General features: G+C 63.5%; 23 protein-coding genes. 20 read left to right on the top strand and 3 right to left on the bottom strand.

Annotation, left to right across the window (positions count from 1 at the left end; genetic code table 11):
* Positions 1–6: 6 nt before the first annotated feature.
* The 9 genes from GEOBRER4_RS12975 (at position 7) to GEOBRER4_RS12935 (ending at position 10,789) form a co-directional block, all read left to right on the top strand.
* Entirely contained in the window at positions 7–2,883 is a 2,877-nt protein-coding gene (locus GEOBRER4_RS12975; protein WP_185242655.1) for a caspase family protein, read from the top strand.
* Between the two features lie 47 nt (positions 2,884–2,930).
* A complete protein-coding gene (locus GEOBRER4_RS12970) occupies positions 2,931–3,146 on the top strand; it encodes a tetratricopeptide repeat protein (protein ID WP_185242654.1) in 216 nt (71 codons plus the stop codon).
* Between the two features lie 200 nt (positions 3,147–3,346).
* Positions 3,347–4,384, top strand: a complete 1,038-nt coding sequence (locus GEOBRER4_RS12965) for a FecR domain-containing protein (RefSeq protein WP_185242653.1) — start codon at positions 3,347–3,349, stop codon at positions 4,382–4,384.
* Entirely contained in the window at positions 4,384–6,468 is a 2,085-nt protein-coding gene (locus tag GEOBRER4_RS12960; RefSeq protein ID WP_185242652.1) for a CHASE2 domain-containing protein, read from the top strand. Before GEOBRER4_RS12965 ends, GEOBRER4_RS12960 begins: the two co-directional genes overlap by 1 nt.
* Positions 6,469–6,681: 213 nt before the next feature.
* On the top strand, positions 6,682–7,440 hold the full coding sequence (locus GEOBRER4_RS12955; protein WP_185242651.1) for a 3',5'-cyclic-nucleotide phosphodiesterase: 759 nt from the start codon (positions 6,682–6,684) through the stop codon (positions 7,438–7,440).
* A 27-nt stretch (positions 7,441–7,467) separates the two neighbouring features.
* Positions 7,468–8,244, top strand: coding sequence for an ABC transporter permease (locus GEOBRER4_RS12950; protein ID WP_185242650.1), 777 nt, complete (start codon positions 7,468–7,470; stop codon positions 8,242–8,244).
* A 14-nt stretch (positions 8,245–8,258) separates the two neighbouring features.
* A complete protein-coding gene (locus tag GEOBRER4_RS12945; protein WP_185242649.1) occupies positions 8,259–8,918 on the top strand; it encodes an ATP-binding cassette domain-containing protein in 660 nt (219 codons plus the stop codon).
* A complete protein-coding gene (locus tag GEOBRER4_RS12940) occupies positions 8,911–9,864 on the top strand; it encodes an MlaD family protein (RefSeq protein WP_085812215.1) in 954 nt (317 codons plus the stop codon). Before GEOBRER4_RS12945 ends, GEOBRER4_RS12940 begins: the two co-directional genes overlap by 8 nt.
* Positions 9,857–10,789, top strand: a complete 933-nt coding sequence (locus tag GEOBRER4_RS12935) for a tetratricopeptide repeat protein (protein ID WP_185242648.1) — start codon at positions 9,857–9,859, stop codon at positions 10,787–10,789. Before GEOBRER4_RS12940 ends, GEOBRER4_RS12935 begins: the two co-directional genes overlap by 8 nt.
* A gap of 186 nt (positions 10,790–10,975) precedes the next feature.
* Here GEOBRER4_RS12935 and GEOBRER4_RS12930 read toward each other — a convergent pair whose 3' ends face one another.
* Complete coding sequence (locus GEOBRER4_RS12930; RefSeq protein WP_185242647.1) at positions 10,976–12,154, bottom strand: hypothetical protein; 1,179 nt, start codon at positions 12,152–12,154, stop codon at positions 10,976–10,978.
* A 265-nt stretch (positions 12,155–12,419) separates the two neighbouring features.
* Here GEOBRER4_RS12930 and GEOBRER4_RS12925 point away from each other — a divergent pair, with 265 nt between their 5' ends.
* Both GEOBRER4_RS12925 and GEOBRER4_RS12920 read left to right on the top strand, forming a co-directional pair.
* Positions 12,420–13,481: an L-histidine N(alpha)-methyltransferase gene (locus tag GEOBRER4_RS12925; protein ID WP_185242646.1), complete on the top strand. Its 1,062-nt coding sequence runs from the start codon at positions 12,420–12,422 to the stop codon at positions 13,479–13,481.
* Positions 13,482–13,484: 3 nt separating this feature from the next.
* Positions 13,485–13,769 (top strand): hypothetical protein, encoded by a 285-nt coding sequence (locus GEOBRER4_RS12920; RefSeq protein WP_226377784.1) that lies wholly within the window; start codon positions 13,485–13,487, stop codon positions 13,767–13,769.
* Here the strand turns inward: GEOBRER4_RS12920 and GEOBRER4_RS12915 are convergent.
* On the bottom strand, positions 13,766–13,993 hold the full coding sequence (locus GEOBRER4_RS12915) for a PQ-loop domain-containing transporter (protein ID WP_226377783.1): 228 nt from the start codon (positions 13,991–13,993) through the stop codon (positions 13,766–13,768). The two genes, GEOBRER4_RS12920 and GEOBRER4_RS12915, sit on opposite strands and share 4 nt — an antisense overlap.
* Before the next feature lie 121 nt (positions 13,994–14,114).
* Positions 14,115–14,531, bottom strand: coding sequence for a c-type cytochrome (locus GEOBRER4_RS12910; RefSeq protein WP_185242645.1), 417 nt, complete (start codon positions 14,529–14,531; stop codon positions 14,115–14,117).
* A gap of 149 nt (positions 14,532–14,680) precedes the next feature.
* Between GEOBRER4_RS12910 and GEOBRER4_RS12905 the strand changes: the two genes are divergently transcribed.
* The 9 genes from GEOBRER4_RS12905 to GEOBRER4_RS12870 all read left to right on the top strand — a co-directional run bounded on the left by GEOBRER4_RS12905 (position 14,681) and on the right by GEOBRER4_RS12870 (position 23,905).
* Complete coding sequence (locus tag GEOBRER4_RS12905) at positions 14,681–14,995, top strand: hypothetical protein (protein ID WP_185242644.1); 315 nt, start codon at positions 14,681–14,683, stop codon at positions 14,993–14,995.
* A gap of 282 nt (positions 14,996–15,277) precedes the next feature.
* Positions 15,278–15,709 carry a Fur family transcriptional regulator gene (locus tag GEOBRER4_RS12900; RefSeq protein ID WP_185242643.1) on the top strand — a complete coding sequence of 144 codons (432 nt, stop codon included), beginning with the start codon at positions 15,278–15,280 and terminating at the stop codon, positions 15,707–15,709.
* Between the two features lie 150 nt (positions 15,710–15,859).
* Positions 15,860–17,851 carry a ferrous iron transport protein B gene (gene feoB, locus GEOBRER4_RS12895; RefSeq protein WP_185245329.1) on the top strand — a complete coding sequence of 664 codons (1,992 nt, stop codon included), beginning with the start codon at positions 15,860–15,862 and terminating at the stop codon, positions 17,849–17,851.
* 187 nt (positions 17,852–18,038) lie between these two features.
* On the top strand, positions 18,039–18,224 hold the full coding sequence (locus tag GEOBRER4_RS20100; protein WP_085812224.1) for a hypothetical protein: 186 nt from the start codon (positions 18,039–18,041) through the stop codon (positions 18,222–18,224).
* A 31-nt stretch (positions 18,225–18,255) separates the two neighbouring features.
* Positions 18,256–18,900: a metal-dependent transcriptional regulator gene (locus GEOBRER4_RS12890; RefSeq protein WP_185242642.1), complete on the top strand. Its 645-nt coding sequence runs from the start codon at positions 18,256–18,258 to the stop codon at positions 18,898–18,900.
* Positions 18,901–19,265: 365 nt separating this feature from the next.
* The gene (locus GEOBRER4_RS12885) at positions 19,266–21,074 is read left to right on the top strand and encodes a methyl-accepting chemotaxis protein (RefSeq protein WP_185242641.1); all 1,809 of its coding nucleotides are present in this window, start codon (positions 19,266–19,268) and stop codon (positions 21,072–21,074) included.
* A 16-nt stretch (positions 21,075–21,090) separates the two neighbouring features.
* On the top strand, positions 21,091–21,453 hold the full coding sequence (locus GEOBRER4_RS12880) for an STAS domain-containing protein (RefSeq protein ID WP_185242640.1): 363 nt from the start codon (positions 21,091–21,093) through the stop codon (positions 21,451–21,453).
* On the top strand, positions 21,453–21,818 hold the full coding sequence (locus tag GEOBRER4_RS12875) for a response regulator (protein WP_012530027.1): 366 nt from the start codon (positions 21,453–21,455) through the stop codon (positions 21,816–21,818). The genes GEOBRER4_RS12880 and GEOBRER4_RS12875 overlap by 1 nt, the downstream gene beginning before the upstream one ends.
* Complete coding sequence (locus tag GEOBRER4_RS12870; protein ID WP_185242639.1) at positions 21,815–23,905, top strand: chemotaxis protein CheA; 2,091 nt, start codon at positions 21,815–21,817, stop codon at positions 23,903–23,905. The genes GEOBRER4_RS12875 and GEOBRER4_RS12870 overlap by 4 nt, the downstream gene beginning before the upstream one ends.
* Positions 23,906–23,971 lie beyond the last annotated feature (66 nt).

The raw sequence follows: 23,971 nt of genomic DNA, 5'->3' as shown, positions 1-23,971 counted from the left end.
TACATGATGAGCCGAAGGTTCCTATCCGCGCTTTTTTCGCTCTGTCTGGCCTGGCAGATGGCGGCAACCCTGGCCTTTGCCGCGGCCCCGCCGCGCGAACCGATGCTCCGCATCGAGACCGGTATGCACACGGCGATGGTGAAGGCCATCTCGATCGACGCGGCAGGGCACTGGATGGCGACAGCATCAGAGGACAAGACGGTGCGGGTCTGGGATCTCGCCGCGAAGGTGGAGGGGAGTTCCGACCCCGCCCCGGTTCGCATCCTGCGCCCTCACATCGGCCCGGGGAACGAAGGGAAGCTATTCGCGGTCGCCATCTCCCCCGATGGCGGCACCATCGCCTGCGGCGGCTGGACCGGGTGGGATTGGCAGAAAAAGGGGAGCGTCTACTTCTATAGCCGCGCCACCGGAAAGGTGGTGAAGCGGCTGGACGGCTTCCCCAACGTGATCAAGGCGCTTAGGTACTCTCCCGACGGCAGGCGCATCGCCGTGGCGCTCGGCGCCGGCAAGGGGGTCTACCAGCTGCGCGTCTCCGACTGGAAACTGGCCGGGGCGGACCGCGCTTACGGCAACGATTGCTACGGCCTCGAATTCGACGCCGCGGGGAGGCTGGCTACGGCTTCCTGGGACGGGTTCGTGCGCCTTTATGACGACAGGATGCAGCTCTTGGCCAAGGAGAAAGCCCCCAACGGTGAGCTCCCCTACTCGATAGCCTTCACCGCCGACGGCGGGAAGCTTGCCGTCGGCTGCGACGATTCCCGAAAGGTCGCCGTCCTCTCCGGGAGTGACCTGACCCCCCTCTACACGGCTCCAGGCGGCGCCGACAGCGGCAGCCTCTTCAGCGTCGCCTGGTCCGCAGACGGCACGACGCTCTACGCCGCGGGGAGCCACAGGTCGGGTGACAAGTACCTGCTGCGCCGCTGGGAAGAGGGGGGGAAGGGAGAATTCTCCGACCTTCCCATAGCAGACGGAAACGTGATGCAGCTCGCCTCTCTCCCGGGCGGGGCCCTGGCCTATGCGGCAGCCGGGCCTGAGATCGGTGTGACCGAACCCGGTAAGGCCCCCTCGTTCCACCGCGCCCCCGGCATCGTCGACCATCGCGGCGGCAACCTCCTGGTCTCTGCCGACGGCTCCTCCATCGGATTCGGCTATGGCCCCGGCGCCAAGCCGGGCGCCGTTTTCGCCCTGGGGGACCGATCCCTCAGGCTGGGGGGGGACGACGACGGGCTTTACGGTGCGCTATTGGAAACGCCCGAGCTGCGGGTGACCGGATGGCGCAACGGGACCACGCCGCTTTTGAACGGCCTGCCGCTCCGGATGGAGCCGCACGAGGCGTCGCGCAGCCTCGCCCTCGGTCACGACCGCAAGCTCTTTTTGCTCGGCACCGACTGGAACCTGCGCTGCTTCGACCGGCTGGGGAAGGAGCGCTGGCACCGCGCGGCGCCTGCCATCGTCTGGCAGGTGAACGTGTCCGCCAACGGCAAGGTGGCCGTCGCCGCCTTAGGGGACGGGACCATCCGCTGGTACCGCATGAGCGACGGCAAGGAACTTCTCGCCTTCTTTCCGCACGCGGACAAAAAGCGCTGGGTGCTCTGGACGCCGTCGGGGTACTACGACGCTTCCGTGGGGGGGGAGGAGCTTGCGGGGTGGCACCTGAACAGCGACACCGCGCAAGGCGCCGACTTCTTCCCCGTCTCCCGCTTCCGCTTGGTCTTTTGCCGCCCCGACGTCATCAACCGGCTCTTAGCCAAGTGGGATGATGCGGAAGCCGGCAAGGGCACTGGGGAGGAAACGCTCCTGTCGCTCCTCCCGCCGGTGGTGAGCATCACCTCGCCCCAGGACAAGGGGGTGGTCGAACAGGGGGAGGTGACCGTCGACTTCACCGTGCGCTCCCCCTCCGGCGAGGCCGTGACCGGTGTGAAGGTCCTGGTGAACGGGCGCCCCGTCTCCTTCAAGTGGCAGGGGACCGGCCTGCCGCTCAACCAGGGCGAGCGCCGCAAAGTCACCTTTGCGCTCCCTGCCGGGGAAAGCGAGGTCGCCGTCATCGCCGAGAACAGGCACGCAGCCAGCGAACCGGCAACGATAAGTGTGTCGCGCACGGCGCAGGAACCCGAGCCCGAGGTGATATCGCTCAAGCCGCGGCTTTTCATCCTCTCCATCGGCATCGGGGGCTACCCCGACCCGGAACTCGCCCTCGACTTCGCTGCCAAGGACGCCAAGGACTTCGCCTCCCTCATGCAGCTCCAGAAGGGTGGGCTCTACGGCGATGTCTCGGTAAAGCTCCTGACCGATGCGGCGGCAAACCGCCAGGCCGTGCTGGACGGGCTCAAATGGCTTTCGGGCGAGGCGCGTGAGCGTGACACCGCGATCGTCTTTCTTTCCGGCCACGGCGTCACCGACGCAGGCGGCGCCTACTACTTCCTCCCCGTCGACGGCAAGCCGGGAAAGCTCGGGGAAAGTGCCGTCGTCTTCTCCGAGATCAGGAAAGCCCTGATGTCGCTTCCCGGCAAGGCGGTGCTCTTCGTAGACACCTGCCATGCGGGCGACGTCATGGGCGGCAAGAAGGGGGGGAGCGAGGTCAACGCCGTGGTCAACGACCTCTCCAGCGCCGAGAACGGCGTGGTCGTTTTCGCCTCCTCCACCGGGCGCCAGTACTCCATCGAGGACCCCGCCTGGGGCAACGGCGCCTTCACCAAGGCGCTGGTGGAGGGGATCTCCGGCAAGGCCGACTACACCGGAAAGGGGCGCATCACCGTGGCGAGCCTCGACCTGTGGCTTTCCGAAAGGGTGCAGGAGTTGACCGGCGGAAAGCAGACCCCGACCACGGCGAAGCCCAGGACCGTTCCGGATTTTCCGCTGGCGGTGAAAAAACAGGCCCCCTAGCTGCATATTCCCGACCCCATGAGGGGTCCCAACAAAAGGAGAGATAGATGAAGAAATCCGCACTGTTGATGATGTTGTTCCTGGCGCTGGCGACTGCGTGCAGCTCCGGCGAGGACAAGAGCAAGGAGCTGTTCCAGACCGCACAGTTGGAGGAAAACCAGAACAACATCGAGCACGCCAAGCAGCTCTACAAGGAGATCGTCACCAAGTACCCCAAGAGCAAGCTCGCCAAGCAGGCCCAGGAGAGGCTCGATTCGCTCTAGGCTTTTCCACCTTCGCGCTAGGCGCTACGGTGGACAAGCCACCTTCGCGCTTAAGGGCGCGGAAAGTTGATCCATCCCCCCTCCCCTTGCGGGAGGGGGTTAGGGGTGCCAACGAGGGGGCTTTACCCACCGGAAACCCCGGAAGAACCTTCAGAAAATGTAGAAAAGATCGATTTCCATTCGATGTCGGAGGGATACCTATGCGTACCATCATTTTGTGCTGCCTGATGCTGCTTCTGCCGGCGCTGGCGATAGCCGCACCGGCCGGTGGCGTGACCAAGGCCAAGGGGACGGTCCTCTACAAGTCGGGCCCGGGCGGAAGCTACCGCCCGCTGGCGGCAAAGCAGGTGATCAACGAGGGAGACTGGCTCAAGACCGGCAAGGACGGCTGGATCGAACTGACCCTCTCCGACAACAGCCGCTTCACCATCGCCAACAACTCGGAGCTGGAGATCCAGAGCTACCTGGTCTCGAAGACCAGGAAGACCGGCTCCTTCGGCCTCACCCAGGGCAAACTCCGCGCGTCGGTGATGAAGCTCGCGGGACAGCAGACCGACATCAAGGTGAAAAGCAGCACCGCGGTCGCAGGGGTCAAGGGGACCGAGTTCCTCATGCTGACCCAGGGGCCCGCCAACATCTTCTTCGGCAACGAAGGGACCGTCACGGTCTCGGGTAGCTCGGGCGGGAGCGAGCCGCTTCCGCCCGGCACCATGACGCAGACCACCAGGGGAGCCAAACCGGCCGCTTCCGTGCGCGTCGACCAGGGAACGCCATTGGCCAAGGCGAAGCTCGACTTCGAGGCCGCCACCGGCTCGCTTCCCCCCGCGCAGTGGGGCGAAGCAGACAACCTCGCCAACATCATCGCCCGCTGGAACATCAACCACGGTCACTACCTGGCCGATTCCGGGCGCCACGACGAGGCGCTGCAGGTGTTCCAGATCGCCCTCGACCTGACCACGCTGGCCGACGTCCGCGCGGATGCGAGGCTCGAGCGCGGCAGCGTCTACGGCCGCTTCCTGGATCACCCCGAGGCGGCGCTCGCGGAGTACCTCCTGGTCCTCGAGGAGTACAACAAGATCCCCCAGATGGAGACGGCCCTCTACAGCGCGGGACAGACCCTCTACGACATGGGACGGACCGACCTGGCCAAGGCCCGCTTCAAGCAGTACCTGAACGAGTACCCAGAGGGAAAGCATAGAAGCAGCGTCGAAACGCTCTTGAAAATGCTGGAGCAGTGATGAAGCGAACCCGCATCTTCCTCGCCATAGCGCTCTTGGCGTCCCTTTTCTCCCTGGGGCTTTACCGCAGCCAGTTCGCCTTCATCGAGCAGGTCGACCTGCGGCTGCGCGACGCGAGGTTTCGGGTGCGGGGAGCGGTGGCGCCGGGGCCGGAGGTGGCGGTGGTCGCCGTGGACAACAAGAGCGTGAAGGAGGTGGGGCGCTGGCCTTGGTCCCGCGAGGTCACGGCCCGGCTGATAGAGAACCTCTCCGCCTATGGCGCCAAGGTGATCGCGCTCGACATGGTCTTCTCCGAGCCCCAGGGGGAGGTCCCGGACCGGACCCTGGCGCGGGCGGTGGCGTCTTCTCCGAACCTCGTCATGGGGTACTTCTTCCGCAACGAGATGCAGCAGATCGACCCGCTCGCCCTGGAGCAACTCTCTAACGCCAAGGTGAAGTTCTTGAAACTGGAGGAGGGGGTCACTTCGGTGCCGCTCACCGAATTTGCGAGCCTGGACGCCAATCTCCCCTCTGTGGCGGGCGGCGCCCGCGAGTTCGGCTTTTTCAACCAGATTCCCGATTACGACGGGCTGTTCAGGAAGGCGCCGCTTTTGCTCCTTTACGACGGCGACATCTACCCGTCGCTGGGGCTTTTGGGGCTCAGCCGCTACCTCGACAAGCCGGTCCTGGTCGACGTGGCGCCGTTCGGGGTCCGTTCGGTGGCGGTGGGGGACCTCCCGCTGTCGGTGAACGAGCAGGGGCGCCTGGCTCTCAACTACTACGGGGGGACAGCGAGTTTTCCCACCATCTCCGCGGTGGATGTGATCGAGAAGAAGGTCCCGGCGCAGGCGCTCAAGGGGAAGCTGGTATTTGTCGGCGTGACCGAGACCGGCATCTACGACATGCGCGCCACCCCCTTCGACCCGGCCTTACCCGGGGTCGAGATCCACGCCACCGTCGCGGCAAACGCGCTGGACCACCGTTTCCTGATCCGCGACGGAAGGACGCTGGGGCTGGAGATGGGGTGCATGTTCCTGTTGCCGCTGCTTTTGGCCCTGCTGCTCAACACCACCCCCCGCACCATGGTCGGGCTCGCCTATTTCTCCCTTCTAAGCGGCGGGTACCTGGTCCTCAACTACCTCCTTTTCAAACACGCCTCGCTGGACCTGAGTTTCATCTACCCGCTCTCTCCGGTGATATTCACCTACGTCGGGGCCGAGGCGTACCGAAACCTCGTCATCGAGAAGCGGGGGAGGTACCTGAAGAAGGCGTTCGGCAGCTACGTCTCTCCCGACCTCGTCGACAAGATCGTCAAGAACCCGGACCTGCTGAAATTGGGGGGGGAGAAGCGCGAGGTGAGCATCCTCTTCTCCGACATCAGGGGCTTCACCACCCTCTCCGAATCGCTTTCTCCTGAGGAGCTGGTGCGGCTTTTGAACGACTACCTCTCCCCCATGACCCGGATCGTGATGGAGGAGAAGGGGACGCTGGACAAGTTCATCGGCGATGCGGTAATGGCGATCTACAACGCGCCGCTCGACGTTCCCGACCATGCCGGGCATGCCTGCCGCAGCGCGGTGAAGATGCTGGAGCGGCTTGAGCTCTTGAACCAGGAGTTCGCCAAGCGGGGGGTGCCGCAGATCTCCATCGGCATCGGCATCAGCACAGGCGAGGCGGTCGTCGGCAACATGGGAGCCGACATCCGCTTCGACTACACCGCCATCGGGGATACGGTCAACCTCTCCGCCCGCCTTGAAGGGCTCACCAAGTTCTACGGGGTCCAGGTCCTCGTGAGCGAGGCGACCAAGGCCCATGCAGGCGACGGCTTCCGGTTTCGCAAGGTGGACCTGGTGCGGGTCAAAGGGAAGCACGAGCCGGTCGCCGTGTACCAGCTCCTGACCGGGGAGCTAAAGTTCCAGGCGCAGTTCGAGGCCTCCCTTGCGCTTTACCGGGCCGGCGAGTTCGCCTCTGCCTGCGAAGGTTTCGCCGCCATCGCGGCCACGGGCGACAAGGTGTCGGAGCTTTATCTCTCGCGCTGCCGCGAGTTCGCCGCAGTGCCCCCCCCGGAAGGGTGGGACGGCGTGTACGTGGCGCAGACGAAGTAGTAGCTGGACGCCCCCCTCCCGGCCTCCCCCCTCCAGGGGGAGGAGAGCGGGATGTCACGAGTTCCCTCCCCTCCAGGGGGAGGGTCAGGGTGGGGGGCGCACGGGGAGAGAAGGCATAGGCCTTGGAATTATGGAGAAATCCATGGTGGGACGTGGTATGGTGCGGCACCCGGAATGGCAGTGACTACCATTGCAGGATAAGCGAGGAAACCTGTGAGATTACGCGTATTAGGATGTTCAGGCGCCGAATTCCCCGGACACAGCCCATCGGCTTTTCTGATCGACGACTCTTTGCTCCTCGACGCCGGGACCGTGGGGGCCGTGCTCAGCGAGGAGGAGCAGTGGCGCATCAAGGACATCCTGGTGACCCATTCGCACCTGGACCATATCCGCGGCATCCCGCTTCTGGCCGACAACATAGTCGTTTCCGGAATCTCCCGGACCGTCCAGGTCCGCGGCACGACCGAAGTCCTCGCGGCCCTCGGCAGCCACCTGATGAACGGCGTGATCTGGCCCGACTTCACCCGCATCCCCACCCCTGAGGCGCCGGTGCTGCGCTACCAGCCGGTCGTGGTCGAGGCGCCCTTCCAGGTCGGCGACTACCAGGTGCTCGCCTGCCCCGTGAATCACCCAGTCCCGGCCGTCGGTTACCGGGTGAGCAGGGGAGGGGCTTCCCTTCTCTACACCGGCGACACCGGCCCCACCGCGCGCATCTGGGAGCTGGCCGGGGAACTGGCGGCGCTGATCGTCGAGGTCTCCTTCCCGAGCGAGATGGAGGAGATAGCGCTCCTCACCGGGCACCTGACGCCGGCGCTCCTGGGCATAGAGCTGGCGAAACTCCCGAAGCTCCCGTCCCGCATCCTGATCACCCACCTGAAACCGCAGTACTACGACCGGATCAAGGACGAACTGGAGGCGCTGCGTCTTCCGGGCGTCGAACTGTTGCGCGGCGGGAACGTCTATGACCTTTAGCAACCCACTTTCGCAGCGGGGCGCGGCATGACAGGGGCGCTTTTCGACAAGCCGCTCGCCCTGATCGACTACCTCTACGACCTGGTCCAGCTGATCCTCTGCGCCTGCACCGATGCGCTCGCGGCGATGCGGCAGGGGGCTCGGCCGGTATTGAGCGTCTACCTGCGCCAGGTCTATTTCACCGGGCTGGAGGCCTTCAAGATCATCCTGGTCACCGCGCTTTTGATCGGCACCGTGGTCATCACCCAGATCGTCAGCATCGCCGGGTCAGGGAGCGAGACCCTCACCGGGAAGGTGATCGTCTGGATCGTGGTGCGGGAACTGGCGCCCCTTCTGACCGCGATCATCGTGGTCGCCAGAAGCGGCACCGCCATCGCCGCCGAACTGGCCCAGATGAAGGTGGCAGGCGAGATCGACTACCTGGAGTCGCTGGGGATCCCCGCCCCGGTATACCTGGTCATGCCGCGCATCCTCGGTGTCGCCAGCGCCGTGCTGGTCCTCGCCATCTACTTCGAGTTCGCCGCCGTTTTGGGGGGATTCCTGGTCGCCTCGCTAGGGTGGCACGTGCCGTGGGAGCAGTACTCGCAGGGGGTGTTTTCGGTGCTGACCATCACGGAACTCGCGGTCTCGCTGGTTAAAAGCGCCCTTTTCGGCCTCTTCATCGGCGCCATCTGCTGCCGCCAGGGGCTCAAGGTGGGGCGCAGCGTGACCCAGATACCGCAGGCCGCCACCAGGGCCGTGATGCAGAGTCTTTTCCTGCTCTTCATCATCGACGGCGTGGTGTCGCTCTTTTTCCTTTTGTAGAGGTTATTTCCGGCATGGAACAGGCTGTTAAGTTCGAAAACGTGGTCGCCGGTGAGCTGCTGCAGCCGGTTTCCTTCTCGATACCGGCAGGGTGCAAGGCGGCGGCCATCACTGCACGGCAGGAGGAAAACGACCTGCAGGCGAGGTTGATGCTGGCGCTGGCAAAGCCTCTGTCGGGAAGCGTCACCGTGCTGGGTGAGCCGCTGGAGCGCGCGTCGAATAAGGCGCTGCAGGCGCTGCGCCGCCAGGTCGCCGTGATCTATCCGAGCGGCGGCCTGATCTCGAACCTCAAGGTGTGGGAGAACCTCGTGCTGCCGCTGGAATACTTTTCCGTCTGCCCGGCCGGCGAGATCGAGGAGCGGGGGATGGCGGCACTGAAGCGGGTGGGGTACGAGGGCGACCTGATGGAGCTGCCGGGGCACCTCTCCCTCTACGCCAGAAGGCAGGTGGGGATCGCCCGCGCCATGCTTTTGAACCCGCGGCTCGTGATCTGCAACGAGGTCCTGACCGGCCTGAGCGGGGGGCAAAGAAGCGCCGTCCTGGCCCTTTTGGAGGAGTTTCACCGGGAGAGCCCCGAGCTGACCTCGCTGTTTCTGACCGCGGACGAGGACGCCTTAAGGGAGCTGCAGGTAGATACGCGCATAGTGATGAAAGGGAGTTCCGCGCATGGTTAAGGTAGAAGATCCGCGCTTTAAGCATCTGAAAAAGAAGGTGGCAATCTTTGCCGCGGTGGCGCTTGCCGTCGTCGCCGTCGTCATTCTCCTGATCGGGAAGGAAAACGACCTTTTTACTAAGAAATACCATCTAAGGTTCACCGTCGAGAAGGGGACCGGCTTCACCCGCGGCATGCCGGTCAAGCTCTCAGGCTTCAGGATCGGGAGGGTGAAGTCGATCTCCCTGAACGAAGAGGCGAGGGTCGACATCGTGCTCCTGATCGATCAGAAATACCAGAAGTGGATCAGGCGCGATTCGACGGCGAAGCTGGTCAAGGAAGGTCTCGTAGGAGACGCCATCATCGAGGTTTCGGTCGGCAAGCAGAGCCAGGCGCCTTTGCAGGAGAACGATACGCTGGCTTTCGTGAAGACCAAGGCGCTGGACGAGCTGGCGGACGAGTTGGCCGAGAAGGTGAAACCGGTTCTCGGCGAGGTGGGGGAGATCATCAGCTACCTGAACGACCCCAACGGCGACATCAAGCAGTCCATGAAGAACTTCAACCAGCTGGCCCAGAACCTCGAAGGGACCAGGCAGCGGGCCGACCTGCTGGTGCAGCACGCAGACCGGGAGGTGGGGGCGGTTTCCGGGAAGCTCTCGACCGTGCTGGACGGGGCCTCCGACTCGGTGCAAAAGGCCAACGCCTCCTTCGTCATGGTCGAGCAAAAGTTGCCGGGGCTTCTGACCAGCGCGGAGGGGTCCCTCAAGAACATGGAGAAGGTGAGCGCCGACCTGAAGCTCGCCGAGGAAACCATGCTTCCCAAGGTGCCGCCGCTATTGCAGAAATCGGAAGACGCCCTGCAGGAGACCGGAAGCGTGCTCCGCGCCGTGCAGGGGGTGTGGCCCATCAGCCGCTATGTGGATGCCCCCAAGGAAAAGCAGTTCGTGCCGGGGGACAGCCATGACTAGCGGCAGGAGGATATCGAGGCTCGCCGCTTTGCTCTTACCGGTAGCGCTTTGCCTTGCCGGGTGCGCGGGGGGCGTGGTCAAGCCGGTCTCTGTCCCCAGGGCGCAGGCGATGGAACACAACCGGCGCGGCGTGGAGGCGGAAGCGCGCGGGGAGAGGGGAAAGGCCTTGGCCGAATTCGCCGAGGCCCTCAGGCTGCACACTTCCGTCGACAACACCGACGGGATGATCGTCGCCCTGGTGAACAGCGCCAGGACGCAGCGCCTGGGGGGCGATCTGCAGTCGGCGCGGCTGAGCGTCGAGCGGGGGGCGTCGCTTCTGGCCGACGGTTCCGGCCTCGCGTCGGAGCTCTACTACGAGAAAGCGAAGATTCTGGCGGCCGCCGGGGATCTTCCCGCCGCCCTCCAGTGGGCGCAGCGGGCGGAGGCGGCCGAGCAAGGCGAGGCGCTGGGGCGCAGGCTCAACCTCGTGGCCGCCTTGAAACTGAAGCAGGGTTTTCCCGACGAGGCAGGCGAGCTTTTGGAAAGGGCGCTGGCAGCGAACCGGGAGGCGAAGCTTAGGGGCGAAGAAGCGAATTCTCTGCGGCTTCTGGGGGAGATCCACCTGCTGCAGGGAGCCTGCGCCAAGGCATCGGAGTCTTACCTGGGGGCGCTTGTCCTGGACAAGGAGTTGGGGTTCAGCGGCAAGATCGCCGGCGACCTCGCCGGGCTCGGGAGCGTATCCGCCGCCTCCGGCGACATAAAGGGGGCCATCGGCTGGTATCTGCGCGCCCTGGAGGCGAGCCGCGCCGGCGGCGACACAGCGAAGGCCGCCGCCACCCTGGAGAAGCTGGCGCAGCTCTATCGCCTGAACGGCGAGGTTGAAAGCGCGAAGCTTTTGGAGAAGCAGCGAAAGGAGCTTCTTGCCTCAGGCGTGGCAAGGGAGTAGGGGGAGTCAGGCAAGATCACCTGGCACCGTGCGTGCACTGGCGTTCCCCCCTTTGCGACAGGCCTGCGCGCCGTAGCGCTTCGGTCTGCGAAGGCGGGAGGGGGGACAGGGGGGATTTGCCTCTGGTACCCCAGCTTAAAATCCAGTGAACCACCCCACTTTCCAAACGAAGGACCTTTACCTCCTTTATCCCGCCTGCAAAAACTCCCCCGGTGCGAGGCTCGTCGCCAGCATCACCATGTTGATATCCCGGTGCTCCTTCCAATGCTCGCTCCCCTTGTCCCGCTCCCCACGCCAGAACCGCTCTATCCTCGGCGCCAGGGCGAGGTGTCGCGTCAGCGCCTCGATGCGTGGGGTAAGCTCGAAGAGCAGATCGGGATCGTGATCCTCTTGGAATTCGACCGCGAGCCTGGCCAGGTTCGCCGCACCCCTTAGCCCGATCGACAGCCCGAGTTCGCGGAACGCCAGCCGGTAGCGCGCCGGAAGTTCCAGGAAAGTGTCCCCCGCGCCCTCCAGGCTCGCCAGGGCGTCGTCCAGCACCTGCCGGAACAGGCGCAGATGCTGAAAATCCCCCTTGATCACCAAAAGCTCCATCCAGTCGGCGTCGCACAAAAGCCCCCCGATACCCAGCGGGTCGTCGGTCGCAAGGCTCTTGCCGCGGCACATCGACGCCAGTTCCCCGATCTCCTCACCGAGATCCGGCAGCCCGTCCACCGCGAAGTCCCCCGCCAGGGAGCGCATCTCGCTGCAGGCGACCAGGCCGTCCAGCGGGTCGTGCAGCCCGGCTGAGCGGACCAGCGGGCGCTTCAAATCGATGCTCATCTTCCAGTGCAGCGCAGGGGCCCCGTCGGGTGTCGCGGCGTAGCGGAAGGCGCGATGCGCGGCCCGGGCCAGTTCCATCCCCCACCTGAGGTAAGTTACGTCGCCGGTGACCCGGGTCATGCAGCTTAGCGCGTGCATCCACTTGGTCAGGTAGTGGTAGTACTGCCCGTCGCGGTCCCATTCCAGCCGCTCGTCCGAAGGCTCGTCCGGGAGGCGCTCGGCAAGCGGCTTCCCTATCCTCAGCCCCGCTACGGTCGGGTGCAGCTCTCCCTCCTGCTCGTCCAGACCGCTCAGCCAGCCGCTCGCTTCTGCGTCGACTCGGTGGCGCCCCAGGACGCGATGCACCTGGTCGACCAGCTGCCGCGCCAGCTCCAGCCAGCTTTCGTCCTGCGAGCGGCGGTAAAGCTCCACGAAGTTGCAGACCGCGAAGGCGTCGGTCCACAGGTAGCGCCGCGGCGCCCGGTCGGGATCGGTGAGGCCGGTGCTTATCGCGAAGTCGAGCATGACGTCGCTGACCAGCATGGTGTTGTCCTCTTTATGCATGTCCGCTCCTTTCTCTCACCCGGTCAGGAAAAGGTTCTCGCTGGGCCAAAGCCCCAGGACTTGCCGGATGATCGCCTCTCGCCGATGTGGTAGGCGTTGTGGTCTGCCGCCAGCACGACCTCCCGGATCCTTGTTTTTTCACCCCCTAACTCTACTGGCCATGGTCATAAATGCAAAGGTGTCCCACGCGGTTATCATGAGCGTTGACGTTAATCATTAGCAACCTATAATCTAATACTTTTGGGAGTGCAGAACAGGAGGAACCATGGATACCTTTTTCGCCTCGCCCGAAGCGCTGATCTGCCGCCAACTCAGTGAAGCGAGACGAGGGCATGGCCCCAGGATCGTGAGACCTCAGGCGGGCGCGGACCCGGTGCAGGAGTTCGCCCGCTCCAGCGCTTCAGGGCTTGCGTCGCCGCCGCGCCGCCTGGAGAGCCGGTTCCAGTACGATGCGCAGGGAAGCGCCCTTTTCGACCAGATCACCGCGCAGCCGGAATACTACCTTACCCGTACCGAGGCTTCGATCCTTGCGGTCAACGCCACCCGCATCAGGGAGCTTACCGGCCCGGTGAACCTAGTGGAGCTTGGGGCCGGCAGTGCGGCGAAGACGGATCATCTCTTGAGGGCTTGGCTCGAGCGCTCCAAGAGGGTCTGCTATTTCCCTGTCGATGTCAGCCTGACCGCTCTCTTCGGGACCTGCAAAAGCCTCTCGGCCAGGTTTCCAGGAGCCCGCTTGACAGCTGTGAACTGCGAATACGGGGAAGCGTTCCCGCTTCTGGCACAGCTCTCCCCGGTTATGGTGACCTTCCTGGGGAGCAGCATCGGCAATTTCAGCCGCCCTGAGATGTCGAGCTTTTGCCTCGCGCTGGCTGCGTCGATGCGTCCCGGCGACTTCTTCCTTTTGGGGGTGGACTTGGTGAAGAGGAACGCCCTTTTGGAGGCGGCCTACAACGACAGGGCGGGAGTGACGGCCAGCTTCACCCGCAACATCTTCGCCCGGATGAACCGTGAGCTCGGGTGCGCCATCGACCTAGACTCGATTGAGCACTCTGCGCGCTACCGGCCGGAGCAGGAGCAGATCGAGATCGATGCCTGCTTCACAAAGCAGCAGACTTTCCTGCTTCATCCCAAAGGGAGGGTCATCACCATCGCCGAGGGTGAATCGGTGCGGACCGAAGTCGCCCGGAAGTTCCGGCTGGAGCAGGTGATCCCCGAGCTGCACCGCTGCGGCTTTGTAACCGAGCAGGTATTCAGCGACGAACGGCGCTGGTTCGCGCTCCTGCTGCTGCGCCGCTTGCCAGGATACTGCCGCCAGTCGGGGAGGTGATGGATGGCCGAGGAATCCCGCGAGACCCGCAACGGCCTGTGCGGCATCTGCCCCGCAGGCTGCTTCGTCACCGTGACGCTGGAAAAGGGTGGGCTGGTTTCGGTGGGGCCGCAGGCGGGAACCCCCATGGGGATCCTCTGCCGCATCGGGCGCCACTCGCCGCAGATCGTGCACGACCCGGACCGGCTCCTTTATCCTCTCAAGCGCGTAGGCCCCAAGGGGAAGGAAGGTACGAATTCGAGCGCATCTCGTTGGACGAGGCGTTCGAGACCGTCGTGGCGCGGTTAAACGAGGTGAAGGCGCGCTACGGAGCGGAGGGCGCGGAGTGGATCCCGATACGTGTAGAGCGCCGTGATCAGCGAACCAAGGCACCAGCCGCCGAAGGTGACCAGGGAGAGCGACAGGGCGTGGCTTCGGTCCTTCCAGGCTCTAGAGATCTGCGGCAGGTAAAGGAGGACGGCGATGACGCCGTTCAAAGCGTACAGGGATTTGAGGGCGGTAAGGCAAATCATGGCGTAAAAGTACTACGGACGCGCCGAAAGCGCAGTGAAGTGTGTCACAAAAATATGTGGGGCAAAAGAAGAGGGGGGCGCAGTTTGCGCCCCCCTCTTGGCGTTTTGTGGTGGTCAAGGATCAGGGGAAGGTCGCCAGGATGTAGTCGCCGATCTTCTTAGCATCGTCGTTGGAGATCATCCCCTCGTCGAACTTGTTCATGCCCGGGCCCGGGTTGCGCATGATCTTCACGATGTCGTCCGCGCTCTTGATGTTGCGGTCGGCCATTGCCTTTTTGCTTAGGGTCTTTGCCGGCGTGATGGTGTTGCCGCCGTTGGGGTGGCAGGCTGCGCAGTGCTGTTTGAAGAGCTGCTCCCCAGTGGTCGCAGTGGCAGAAGCTGCCGGCTGACCTCCTGCCGGGGCAGCGGGAGCCGCGGTGGTAATCTGACTCTGTGTCGGTTGGGTTTGAGCTTGCTCTTCGCTCTTCTTCTTGCATCCTGTGACACCGGTTGCAACGAGTGTCAAAATTGCCAACGTTGCGATCAAGCGCCTCTGCATGTGACACCTCCTGTTAGGGTTTTTTCATTCGGTGAGTATACCAGAGAAAGCGGCTGCCGCTTGCGCCGTCGATAAATCAGTGCGATTGACATTTTATTGCCAGATGTTAATTTTTAGCGTCCCGCCAACGAACCAGGGAGGAAGCAGGCATGATGACAAAGGCGATCATGGTGGCGCTGGTTCTGCTGTTGCAGCTTTCTGTTGTGCGAGCCGAGGGTGAGGAGGGGCGGTACGAATCCAGCGGCGTGGTCGGCAGCGATATCGAGGAGATGCAGGACAAGACCCGGGACAAAGCGTGCGACTGCTGCGAGAAATGCAAGGCCGCGCGCAAGCCGGTACAGCCCGGCCAGCAGCAGCAAAGCCCGCTGAAGAAAAACGGTTGTGAGGATTGCTGCAAGCAGTGTGGCAGGCCCTTCCTGCCCGACCCCGAAGACATCCCTCCAGAAGTTCTCCCCAGGCCATAGTCCAGGTGAAAGAAAGCAGCCTGCGTCCATTCAGTCCATTCAGTCCATTCAGTCCATTCAGTCCATTCAGTCCATTCAGTCCATTCAGTCCATTCAGTCCATTCAGTCCATTCAGTCCAGTGCCGCTCCGTTCACCTGAGCTGCGGGTTCAGCGAGCCCAGTGGCTTCTCCTGTCGACTGTCGTTGGTGCGGCAGCCGTGTCTGCCGCGCCGCTGGAAAAATAATCATTGACAGTGGCGGGGACCCCCGCTACTATGACATCCACTTTCAATTGGGGTTCTCATGAAACGAGCCAAGAAAAAAGTCTTCGCCGACTTCATCGCCCAGCGCGGACTCAAGACCACCAAGCAGCGGGACATCATCCTCGACAGCTTCCTGTCCAGCGACAGGCACCTGAGCATCGAGGAACTGTACCTGAAGCTGAGGGCCAAGCACTCGAACATCGGCTACGCCACGGTGTACCGGACCCTGAAGCTCTTCGCCGAGGCCGGGATCGCCCGCGAGATGCAGTTCGGCGACGGCCAGACCCGTTACGAGCACGTGGGGGAGGGGGAGCACCACGACCACCTGGTCTGCACCAGGTGCGGCCACATCGAGGAGTTCGAGAACGAGACCATCGAGAAGCTGCAGGACGAGGTCGCAAACAGCCGGGGCTTCCTGATCGAGCGGCACCGCCTCGAGCTCTACGGTCTTTGCTCGAGCTGCAGAAAGTAAGGGCTGACCGGGCTCCTGGTTGGTTCAGGTAGCCCGCCGGCTCTCCGTGGTCAGGAACGCACGAAGCTAAAAATTTTTCCCGCCAACCTGAAAGTGATATTCATTGACTTTTAATTGGCATCTAAACGTTAAAGAGGGGTAGTGGAAAACATGTCATTTTTCAAGAAGAAGGGTTCCTGCCACGAAGCCGCAACCGTTGCCGCCAGCGGCGCCAAGAAGGTGGCGCTGGTGGGGAATCCCAATGTCGGAAAGAGCGTCCTCTTCAACGCCCTCACTGGCGCCTACGTCACCGTGTCCAACTATCCCGGCACCTCGGTGGAGGTTTCCCGCGGCAGCACGGCGATCAACGGGGAAGAGTTCGAGATCATCGACACCCCAGGCATGTATTCCATACTCCCCATCACCGAGGAGGAGCGGGTCGCCCGCGAGATCCTCTTGACCGAGCGCCCGCACCTCGTGCTCCACGTACTCGACGCCCGCAACCTGGAGCGGATGCTCCCGATGACGCTGCAGCTCATCGAGGCCGAGCTTCCCGTGGTGCTGGTGGTGAACATCATGGACGAAGCGGCGCGCATGGGGCTCGAAATCGACATTCCGCTTTTGTCCAAGCGGCTCGGCATCCCGGTAATAGGCGCCGCTACGGCGAAGAAGATAGGGGTCCCCGAGATCAGGGCCGCAATTGCCGGCTCCTCCTCTTGCGCCGTCCCCCCCTTCACCTATTCGCGCCTCATGGAGGGGGACATCGCCGAGATCTGCCAGAGCCTCAGGGGCGAGTACATCCTTTCCAAGAAGGCGATAGCTCTTTTGCTTTTGCAGGACGACGCGGAGGTGGCAAACCTGGTGCGGGAAACCGAGGGCGTCTGGTTCCCCGGGGTGCAGACAGTGGTGAGGGAGAAGCGTTTTGAGCGCCGCGAGTCGTTCCACCTGGACCTCTCCATGGAGCGCAAGGCGATAGTGAAGGGGATCCTGGACGGCGCCTTCAAGGCGCCGGAAAAGCGCGTGGTGACGCTCGCCGAGCGCTTCTCCCGCTGGACCGTCCGCCCGGCCACCGGTATCCCGCTTTTGCTCATCGTGCTTTACTTCGGCCTCTACCAGTTCGTCGGCGTCTTCGGCGCCGGGACCCTGGTCGATTTCCTGGAAGGAAAGGTGTTTGAGGAGCACTTCAACCCCTGGATCATCGAAATCGTTAAGCTCTACGTCCCCTGGGGTATGCTCCAGGAACTCCTGGTGGGAGAGTACGGCATCATCACCCTGGGCTTCCGCTACGCCGTCGGCATCATTCTCCCCATCGTCGCCACCTTCTTCCTCTTTTTCTCCGTGCTCGAGGACAGCGGCTATTTCCCGCGGCTTGCGCTCCTCGTGGACCGCGTGTTCAAGACCATGGGGCTCACCGGGCGCGCCGTGATACCGATGGTGCTCGGTTTCGGTTGCGACACCATGGCGACCATGGTGACGAGGACCCTGGAGACGGTACGCGAGCGGGTGATCGCCACCGTCCTTTTGGCGCTTGCCATTCCCTGCTCGGCGCAGCTCGGGGTCATCATGTCGCTTCTCTCCCAGACCCCGGGAGCGCTTCTGACCTGGGGCGTCTGCCTGCTCCTGATCTTCCTTTTGGTCGGGCTTCTCGCCGCCAAGGTGGTTCCCGGGGAAACGCCGATGTTCTACATGGAGATCCCCCCGATGCGGCTGCCGCAGTTCGGCAACGTGCTGACCAAGACCTACACCCGCATGCAGTGGTACTTCATGGAGATCCTGCCGCTGTTCATCCTCGCCTCCGTGCTTTTGTGGCTGGGCAAGATCACCCACTTCTTCGAGAAGATGATCGAGGCGATGACCCCGGTCATGGCAAGCCTGGGGCTCCCCAAGGAGTCGGCGGTGGCCTTCATCTTCGGCTTCTTCAGGCGCGACTACGGCGCGGCGGGACTCTACGACCTGCAGACCAAGGGGCTCCTGAACGCGAGGCAGCTCACCGTGGCGGCGGTAACCCTCACCCTTTTCATCCCGTGCGTCGCGCAGTTCCTGATCATGAAGAAGGAGCGCGGCTGGAAGGTGGCCATCGCCATCGGACTCTTCGTCTCCGGCTTCGCCTTCGGCAGCGGATGGCTGTTGAACCGCTTCCTGCTCGCCACGCAACTGCTTTAAAGTTCAATCAACAATGGACAGTGGACAATTGACGATTGACAACTAAAATCCAAGGACTGTAACTGCAATTGACGATGGACAATTGACGATTGACGATTGACATCTAGAGTCCAATGACTGGTTGAACGCACCGGCTATGGATCCTCGGACGACTGGCGTGCAGGTTTAAAAAGAGAGACTGGAATTTATGAGGTGCGGGTTTTGTGGACACGAGTTCGAGGAACATGAGGGCAATGTCGGATGCAAGAACTGCCCTATGTCCAGCGGCTGCAAGATGGTGAAATGCCCCAGGTGCAACTATGAGAATCCCCCTGAGCCCGCACTGATCAAGGGGCTCAAAAAGGTCTTCTCCGCAAAGAAAAAGACGAACTGACCAGGTTTATTTTCAATAAAGGAGTGGTTTTATGAAGCTGACTGACAAGGCGGAAGAGATACTGGAGGCGCTGTGGATAGAGTCGGAGGAAAAGGGAACCGGCTACGCCGAACTTGACCGGATGGAGATAGAGGCCTCCGATCCCGCCTATCAGGAACTTGCCTCCCGGGCGCTGGTCGAGATCAAGGGGGGGCGCATCTACTTCCGCCCCGAAGGGCGCGAGGAAGGGCGCAACACCATCCGCCGCCACCGGCTCGCCGAAAGGCTGATGATGGACGTGCTCAACATCCGCGGCGAGAGCGGCGACATGAAGGCGTGCCAGTTCGAGCACCTTTTGAACGAGGGGGTGGACACCAAGGTCTGCACCATGCTGAACCACCCGGTGACCTGCCCGCACGGCAAGCCGATCCCGCCGGGGGAGTGCTGCGAGGAGGCGCGCAAGACCGGAGACCTGGGCGTGGTGCCGCTCACCGAACTCAAACCCGGCGACGAGGGGGACATAGCCTACATCCAGACCGAGGACAGCAAGAAGATGCAGAAGCTGATGGCCATGGGGGTTCTCCCGGGGAACCGGATCTCGCTTTTGCAGGCTTTCCCCTCCTACATCTTCAGGGTGGGCTTCTCCGAGTTTGCCATCGACTCGGCCATGGCCCGGGAGATATTCGTCAGACGCTAGCGCCGCACGAAAAGGGGTGCGGCCGCGCAGCGGCCACACAGGGGGTTCCGAAAGGGACCCCCTTTTTTTTGTTTTTCCTTCATCCGCCTCCCTCACCCCCGCCCCTTTCCCTCCTGCGGACCGTAGCCTACGGTGGGCGAAGGCCCTCCGGGCGAGGGGAGAGCTCCCTCCCTCAACACCGCACTCGCCCCGCTTCCGACGGACGCCGAGCAAACATTAGATGCCACGAATTTTAAAATACATGAGAAAAAGACTTCAAGATCTGACAACGGCTGACGATAAATTAAAAAGCCGGACCCGTGACGACCGAAAGGGCGCCGGCAGTGAGATTCCGACAACAATTTGCCCTATAAAAGAAGGTGCTTATGATACCAGACGGCAAGGATAACAAGACGCAGGATGCGGAGTTTAAGAGGCTGTCGGACGAATGGTCCGTAGTCCTCGCCGGGCAGTCGGCAGAGCTTGCCGCCGTTTCCGGGACCACCGAGCAGGAGTTTCTCGACATAGGCGGCAGGCTCCAGGATTTCTACCAGCGGGGCCTGGGCATCTCCGGGCTCGCCTCCGAGATGGTGGGCGAGGTGGCGGGGGACCAAGTCATCGGGACCATGCAGGGGCTGGGCGAGATGCTGGACGACATGGGGCACTACGTGAGCCGTGCCCAGAACGAGATCGAGGTGAGCGCCGACACGCTGCGCGAGATCCTGGGGCTTTTGGCCAAGGTGAGCGACCCGCTTTCCGGCTTCAAGAAGGTGAACAAGGTGCTGAGGATGCTGGGCATCTCCACCAAGATCGAGAGCGCGCGCCTGGGGCAGAGCGCTGCCGGCTTCGACACGCTGGCAAGCGACGTGGGGGAGCTGTCGGTGCAGGTAAACGACAAGGCGGCCATCATCCTCAAGCGCAAGGAGGAGCTGGCCCGGACCATCGAGCAGACCCTGACCGGGGTGCTGAACAGCGGCGCGCAGCAGCATGACCAGGTCGTGGCGATCCTGGACCGGACCAGGGGGAGCATGCAGGCCCTCTCCGAAATCAACACGCGCTGCTCCAGTTCCGTAGCCGCGGTCTCGGCGGTCTCCGACGAGGTCTACCGCTCCATCGGCGACGTGGTGATGTCCATGCAGGCCCACGACATCGTCAGGCAGCAGATCGAACATGTAGACGAGGCGCTGAGGGATCTGAAACAGGGACTCTCGACGGGGTCGGCAGGTGCCGATACCACGGCAGCTGTCTGCGAACTGCAAATAGCCCAGCTGCGCCATGCCGAGGAGGAGCTCGACGTCGCGGTGACCACCATAATCGACAGCCTGAGGGAGGTCGCGCGCAAGCAGTCGGGCCTCTCCGCGCAGACCTCCAGCATGGCCGGTATGGCGGACCAGACCGGAGGGAGCTTCTTCTCGGAGATGGAGAAGGACATCTCGGTGGTGAGCGACGCGCTCCTTGAGAGCTCGAAGGTGAACCAGGCGCTCTGCCTCGCCATGGCGACCGTGGCCCAGACGGTGGGGGAGATCGCCACCTTCGTAGGCGACATCGAGAAGATCGGCGAGGAGATCAAGCTGATCGCCTTGAACGCGCAGATAAAGTCGGCCTATACCGGCGACGAGGGGGCGGCACTCGGGGTCCTGGCCGAGGCGATCCAGCGCCTCTCCATCGACGCCATCGATCACACCGGCGCCGTTTCCCACACCCTGCAGGGGATCATTGCGGTGACCGACCGGTTGAACGAAGGGGTGAGCGCCGAGGCCTCGGGGCTTGAGAGCGAGGTGCGCGGCATGGTGCAGACGCTCTCAGGGCTCCTGCAGACGCTCAGGCAGGTGAACGACAACCTGCAGCACTCCCTGCGCAGCATGGACGACTCGGTCACGCAGCTCTCCTGCGACATCGAGCACGTGGTCGCGGGGATCACGGTGCACCGCAAGGTGAGCCTCGTGCTGGAGACGGCGATCCGTGACCTGGCCGGGGTCGTGGCCCAGGCCAGAAAGCTCGCCCCGGCCTCGCCGGGTGCAGGCAACCTGGAACAGCTCACCCAGCGCTACACCATGCAAAGCGAGCGCAGGATTCACGAATCGCTCAAGGCGGGGGGCGCGCGCGAGGCTTCTGCGCGCCCCTTGACCGTTGCCGCCGCGCCGCCGCCGGCTGCAAGCGAAGACGACTTAGGCGGGAATGTGGAACTTTTCTAGCACAAAAGGACGGTGTATGGACGATTTAAAGTTGGAGTGCAGGCAAGACCCCAAGGCAGCGGGAAAACAGGTCCTGAAAGTCTCCGGGGGGGTGACCATCGGCGACGCCGGCGGCTTGCGCCAGGCGCTGTTGGCGGCGCTCGAAAAGGGAAGCGAGCTGCAGGTGGACCTCTCCGAGATGACCGGGATCGATCTCACCGGGCTGCAGCTTCTCTGCGCGGCGCACCAAAGCGCCCTTCTCGGGGGGAAGTGGCTCTACATCACAGACGGAGGAAACATGACCTTCCGCGACATGGCAGCGGGCGCCGGCTTCCGCAGGCATACCGGGTGCGCGAGGGATACTTCTTATAGCTGCATATGGGCAGGAGGAGAGAGCTAATGGCCAAGGTGATAATGACGGCGGACGATTCCGCGAGCGTCAGGCAGATGGTGACCTTTACCCTGAAACAGGGTGGATACGACGTGGTCGAGGCGGTGGACGGCAAGGACGCGCTGCAAAAGCTCTCCTCCACCAAGGTGGACATGCTGATCACGGACCTGAACATGCCCAACCTGGACGGTATCGGGCTCATCAAGGGGGCGCGCGCGCTCCCAAGCTGCAAGTTCATCCCCATCGTGATGCTGACCACGGAGTCGCAGGACTCCAAGAAGCAGGAAGGAAAGGCCGCCGGCGCCACTGGCTGGATCGTCAAGCCCTTCAAGCCCGAGCAGCTGATGGCGGTGGTGAAGAAGGTGCTCGGATGATAGACCAGCACCGGCAGGCATTCAAGGAAGAAGCGTACGAGCTCCTGGCTGAACTGGAGACGTCGCTTTTGGAGCTTGAGGAGAGGCCGGACGATATCGACCTGATCGGCAGGGTCTTCCGCGCCATGCACACCATCAAGGGGTCCGGCTCGATGTTCGGTTTCGACGACATCGCCGCCTTCACCCACGAGGTGGAGACCATCTTCGACATGGTGCGCAACGGAAAGCTCCAGGTAACCGCGCGCCTGGTCAACCTGACGCTCGCCGCGCGGGACCAGATCCGGGCCATGCTCGACGCAGCCGACGAGGTAGGGGAAGGGGCCGACCTCGAGGAAAGCGGCAAGATCATCAGCGGCCTGCGCGAGCTGGCGGGGTTTCTTCCCACCGCGGCCGCAGCCCCGGCAGTGGCCACGGCCGCCAAGAAGCCGGAGAACCTGGTCACCTACCGGATCCGCTTCGTCCCCTCCCGCGACATCTTCATCACCGGGACCAACCCCCTCACCCTGCTGCAGGAGCTCAAGGAGCTTGGGACCTGCTCGGTGGTGGCGCAGACCGGCGCCTTCCCGTGCCTCGAGGAGATGGATCCGGAGGCGTGCTACGTCTTCTGGGACCTGATCCTGACCACGAACCAGGGGGAGAACGCGATCCGGGACGTCTTCATCTTCGTCGAGGACGACTGCGAGTTGAAGATAGAGCAGGTGGCGGAGCACAGCCAGTTCGACGAGCCGCAGGATTACAAGAAGCTCGGGATGATCCTTTTGGAGCGCGGCGACATCACCGCCGAGGAGATGGATGAGGTGCTCGCCCAGCAGCGGAAGTTCGGCGAGCTGGCGCTCTCCAAGGGGATCCTCGACGAGGGGAAACTGCAGTCGGCACTCGTGGAACAGCGGCACGTAAAAGAGGTGCGCCAGGAGAAGCAGGCGACGGAAGCCGCCTCCAGCATCCGGGTCCCTGCCGAGCGGCTCGACCTCCTGGTGAACCTGGTCGGGGAGATGGTGACCGTGCAGGCGCGCCTCTCCCAGACGGCGGCGCAGCGGGCGGACGCGGAGCTTCTGGCCATCGCGGAGGAGGTGGAGCGCTTGACCGCGGAGCTGCGCGACAGCGCCCTCAACATCCGGATGCTCCCCATCGGCAGCACCTTCAGCAAGTTCAAGCGCCTGGTGCGCGATCTCTCGGTCGAGCTCGGCAAGCAGATCGACATGACCACCGAGGGAGCCGAGACCGAGCTGGACAAGACGGTGATCGAGAAGCTGAACGACCCGCTGGTGCACCTGATCCGCAACAGCATCGACCACGGCATCGAGCTTCCAGAGGCGAGGGTCGAGGCGGGCAAGCCCGCAAACGGCACCGTGCACCTCGCCGCGGTCCATTCCGGCGACAGCGTCGTCATCACCATAGAGGACGACGGAGCTGGGCTCGACAAGGAGGCCATCAGGAGCAAGGCGATTGAGAAGGGGATCATCGCCGCCACGGCGGAGCTCTCCGAGAAGGAGCTCTTCGGCCTCATCTTCGCGCCCGGCTTCTCCACCGCCAAGAAGATCTCCTCGGTCTCCGGGCGCGGCGTGGGGATGGACGTGGTGAAACGCGCCATCGAGGCGCTCAGGGGAAGCATCGACATCTCCAGCGTCCGCGGCAAGGGGACCACCATCGCGGTGAAGATCCCCCTCACCCTGGCGATCATCGAGAGCCTCAGGGTCCAGATCGGCGCCGACTCCTTCATGCTCCCCCTGGCCCTGGTGGACGAGTGCGTGGAGCTGACCCGCGAGGACGTGGCCCGCTCCCACGGCCGCAACCTGGCCCGGGTCAGGGCGCAGATGATCCCCTACATCCCGCTCAGGGAGCACTTCCGGATCCAGGGGGACCCCCCGGAGATCCAGCAGATCGTGATCACCCAGGTGAACGGCGTCAGGGTCGGCTTCGTGGTGGACCAGGTGATCGGTGAGCACCAGACGGTGATCAAGTCGCTGGGGCGCGCCTACAGGGACGTCGACGGCATCTCCGGCGCCACCATCCTGGGGGACGGTTCCGTGGCGCTGATTCTGGATGTGCCGCAGCTTTTGCAGAGCGTGGAAGAGAAGCAACCTTAGCCGCCGCCTCCGGACGGGGCGGTCTCAACGGCAAAAACTCCGCCGGCTCGCGCCGGCCTGCTGGGG

The sequence above is a fragment of the Citrifermentans bremense genome (assembly GCF_014218275.1).
Classification (GTDB): domain Bacteria; phylum Desulfobacterota; class Desulfuromonadia; order Geobacterales; family Geobacteraceae; genus Geomonas; species Geomonas pelophila.
The sequence above is the reverse complement of the archived record's forward strand: the minus strand, read 5'-3'. Positions and strand labels throughout refer to the sequence as shown.

Excerpts from the sequence above, each read along its gene's own strand:
- GEOBRER4_RS12935 (WP_185242648.1), top strand. The coding sequence starts at position 9,857 with ATGACTAGCGGCAGGAGGATATCGAGGCTCGCCGCTTTGCTCTTACCG.
- GEOBRER4_RS12930 (WP_185242647.1), bottom strand. The coding sequence starts at position 12,154 with ATGCATAAAGAGGACAACACCATGCTGGTCAGCGACGTCATGCTCGAC.
- GEOBRER4_RS20100 (WP_085812224.1), top strand. The coding sequence starts at position 18,039 with ATGAGGTGCGGGTTTTGTGGACACGAGTTCGAGGAACATGAGGGCAAT.
- GEOBRER4_RS12950 (WP_185242650.1), top strand. The coding sequence starts at position 7,468 with ATGACAGGGGCGCTTTTCGACAAGCCGCTCGCCCTGATCGACTACCTC.
- GEOBRER4_RS12925 (WP_185242646.1), top strand. The coding sequence starts at position 12,420 with ATGGATACCTTTTTCGCCTCGCCCGAAGCGCTGATCTGCCGCCAACTC.
- GEOBRER4_RS12960 (WP_185242652.1), top strand. The coding sequence starts at position 4,384 with ATGAAGCGAACCCGCATCTTCCTCGCCATAGCGCTCTTGGCGTCCCTT.
- GEOBRER4_RS12940 (WP_085812215.1), top strand. The coding sequence starts at position 8,911 with ATGGTTAAGGTAGAAGATCCGCGCTTTAAGCATCTGAAAAAGAAGGTG.
- GEOBRER4_RS12885 (WP_185242641.1), top strand. The coding sequence starts at position 19,266 with ATGATACCAGACGGCAAGGATAACAAGACGCAGGATGCGGAGTTTAAG.
- GEOBRER4_RS12920 (WP_226377784.1), top strand. The coding sequence starts at position 13,485 with ATGGCCGAGGAATCCCGCGAGACCCGCAACGGCCTGTGCGGCATCTGC.
- GEOBRER4_RS12875 (WP_012530027.1), top strand. The coding sequence starts at position 21,453 with ATGGCCAAGGTGATAATGACGGCGGACGATTCCGCGAGCGTCAGGCAG.
- GEOBRER4_RS12890 (WP_185242642.1), top strand. The coding sequence starts at position 18,256 with ATGAAGCTGACTGACAAGGCGGAAGAGATACTGGAGGCGCTGTGGATA.
- GEOBRER4_RS12915 (WP_226377783.1), bottom strand. The coding sequence starts at position 13,993 with ATGATTTGCCTTACCGCCCTCAAATCCCTGTACGCTTTGAACGGCGTC.
- GEOBRER4_RS12870 (WP_185242639.1), top strand. The coding sequence starts at position 21,815 with ATGATAGACCAGCACCGGCAGGCATTCAAGGAAGAAGCGTACGAGCTC.
- GEOBRER4_RS12975 (WP_185242655.1), top strand. The coding sequence starts at position 7 with ATGAGCCGAAGGTTCCTATCCGCGCTTTTTTCGCTCTGTCTGGCCTGG.
- GEOBRER4_RS12965 (WP_185242653.1), top strand. The coding sequence starts at position 3,347 with ATGCGTACCATCATTTTGTGCTGCCTGATGCTGCTTCTGCCGGCGCTG.
- feoB (WP_185245329.1), top strand. The coding sequence starts at position 15,860 with ATGTCATTTTTCAAGAAGAAGGGTTCCTGCCACGAAGCCGCAACCGTT.
- GEOBRER4_RS12900 (WP_185242643.1), top strand. The coding sequence starts at position 15,278 with ATGAAACGAGCCAAGAAAAAAGTCTTCGCCGACTTCATCGCCCAGCGC.
- GEOBRER4_RS12905 (WP_185242644.1), top strand. The coding sequence starts at position 14,681 with ATGATGACAAAGGCGATCATGGTGGCGCTGGTTCTGCTGTTGCAGCTT.
- GEOBRER4_RS12910 (WP_185242645.1), bottom strand. The coding sequence starts at position 14,531 with ATGCAGAGGCGCTTGATCGCAACGTTGGCAATTTTGACACTCGTTGCA.
- GEOBRER4_RS12970 (WP_185242654.1), top strand. The coding sequence starts at position 2,931 with ATGAAGAAATCCGCACTGTTGATGATGTTGTTCCTGGCGCTGGCGACT.
- GEOBRER4_RS12945 (WP_185242649.1), top strand. The coding sequence starts at position 8,259 with ATGGAACAGGCTGTTAAGTTCGAAAACGTGGTCGCCGGTGAGCTGCTG.
- GEOBRER4_RS12880 (WP_185242640.1), top strand. The coding sequence starts at position 21,091 with ATGGACGATTTAAAGTTGGAGTGCAGGCAAGACCCCAAGGCAGCGGGA.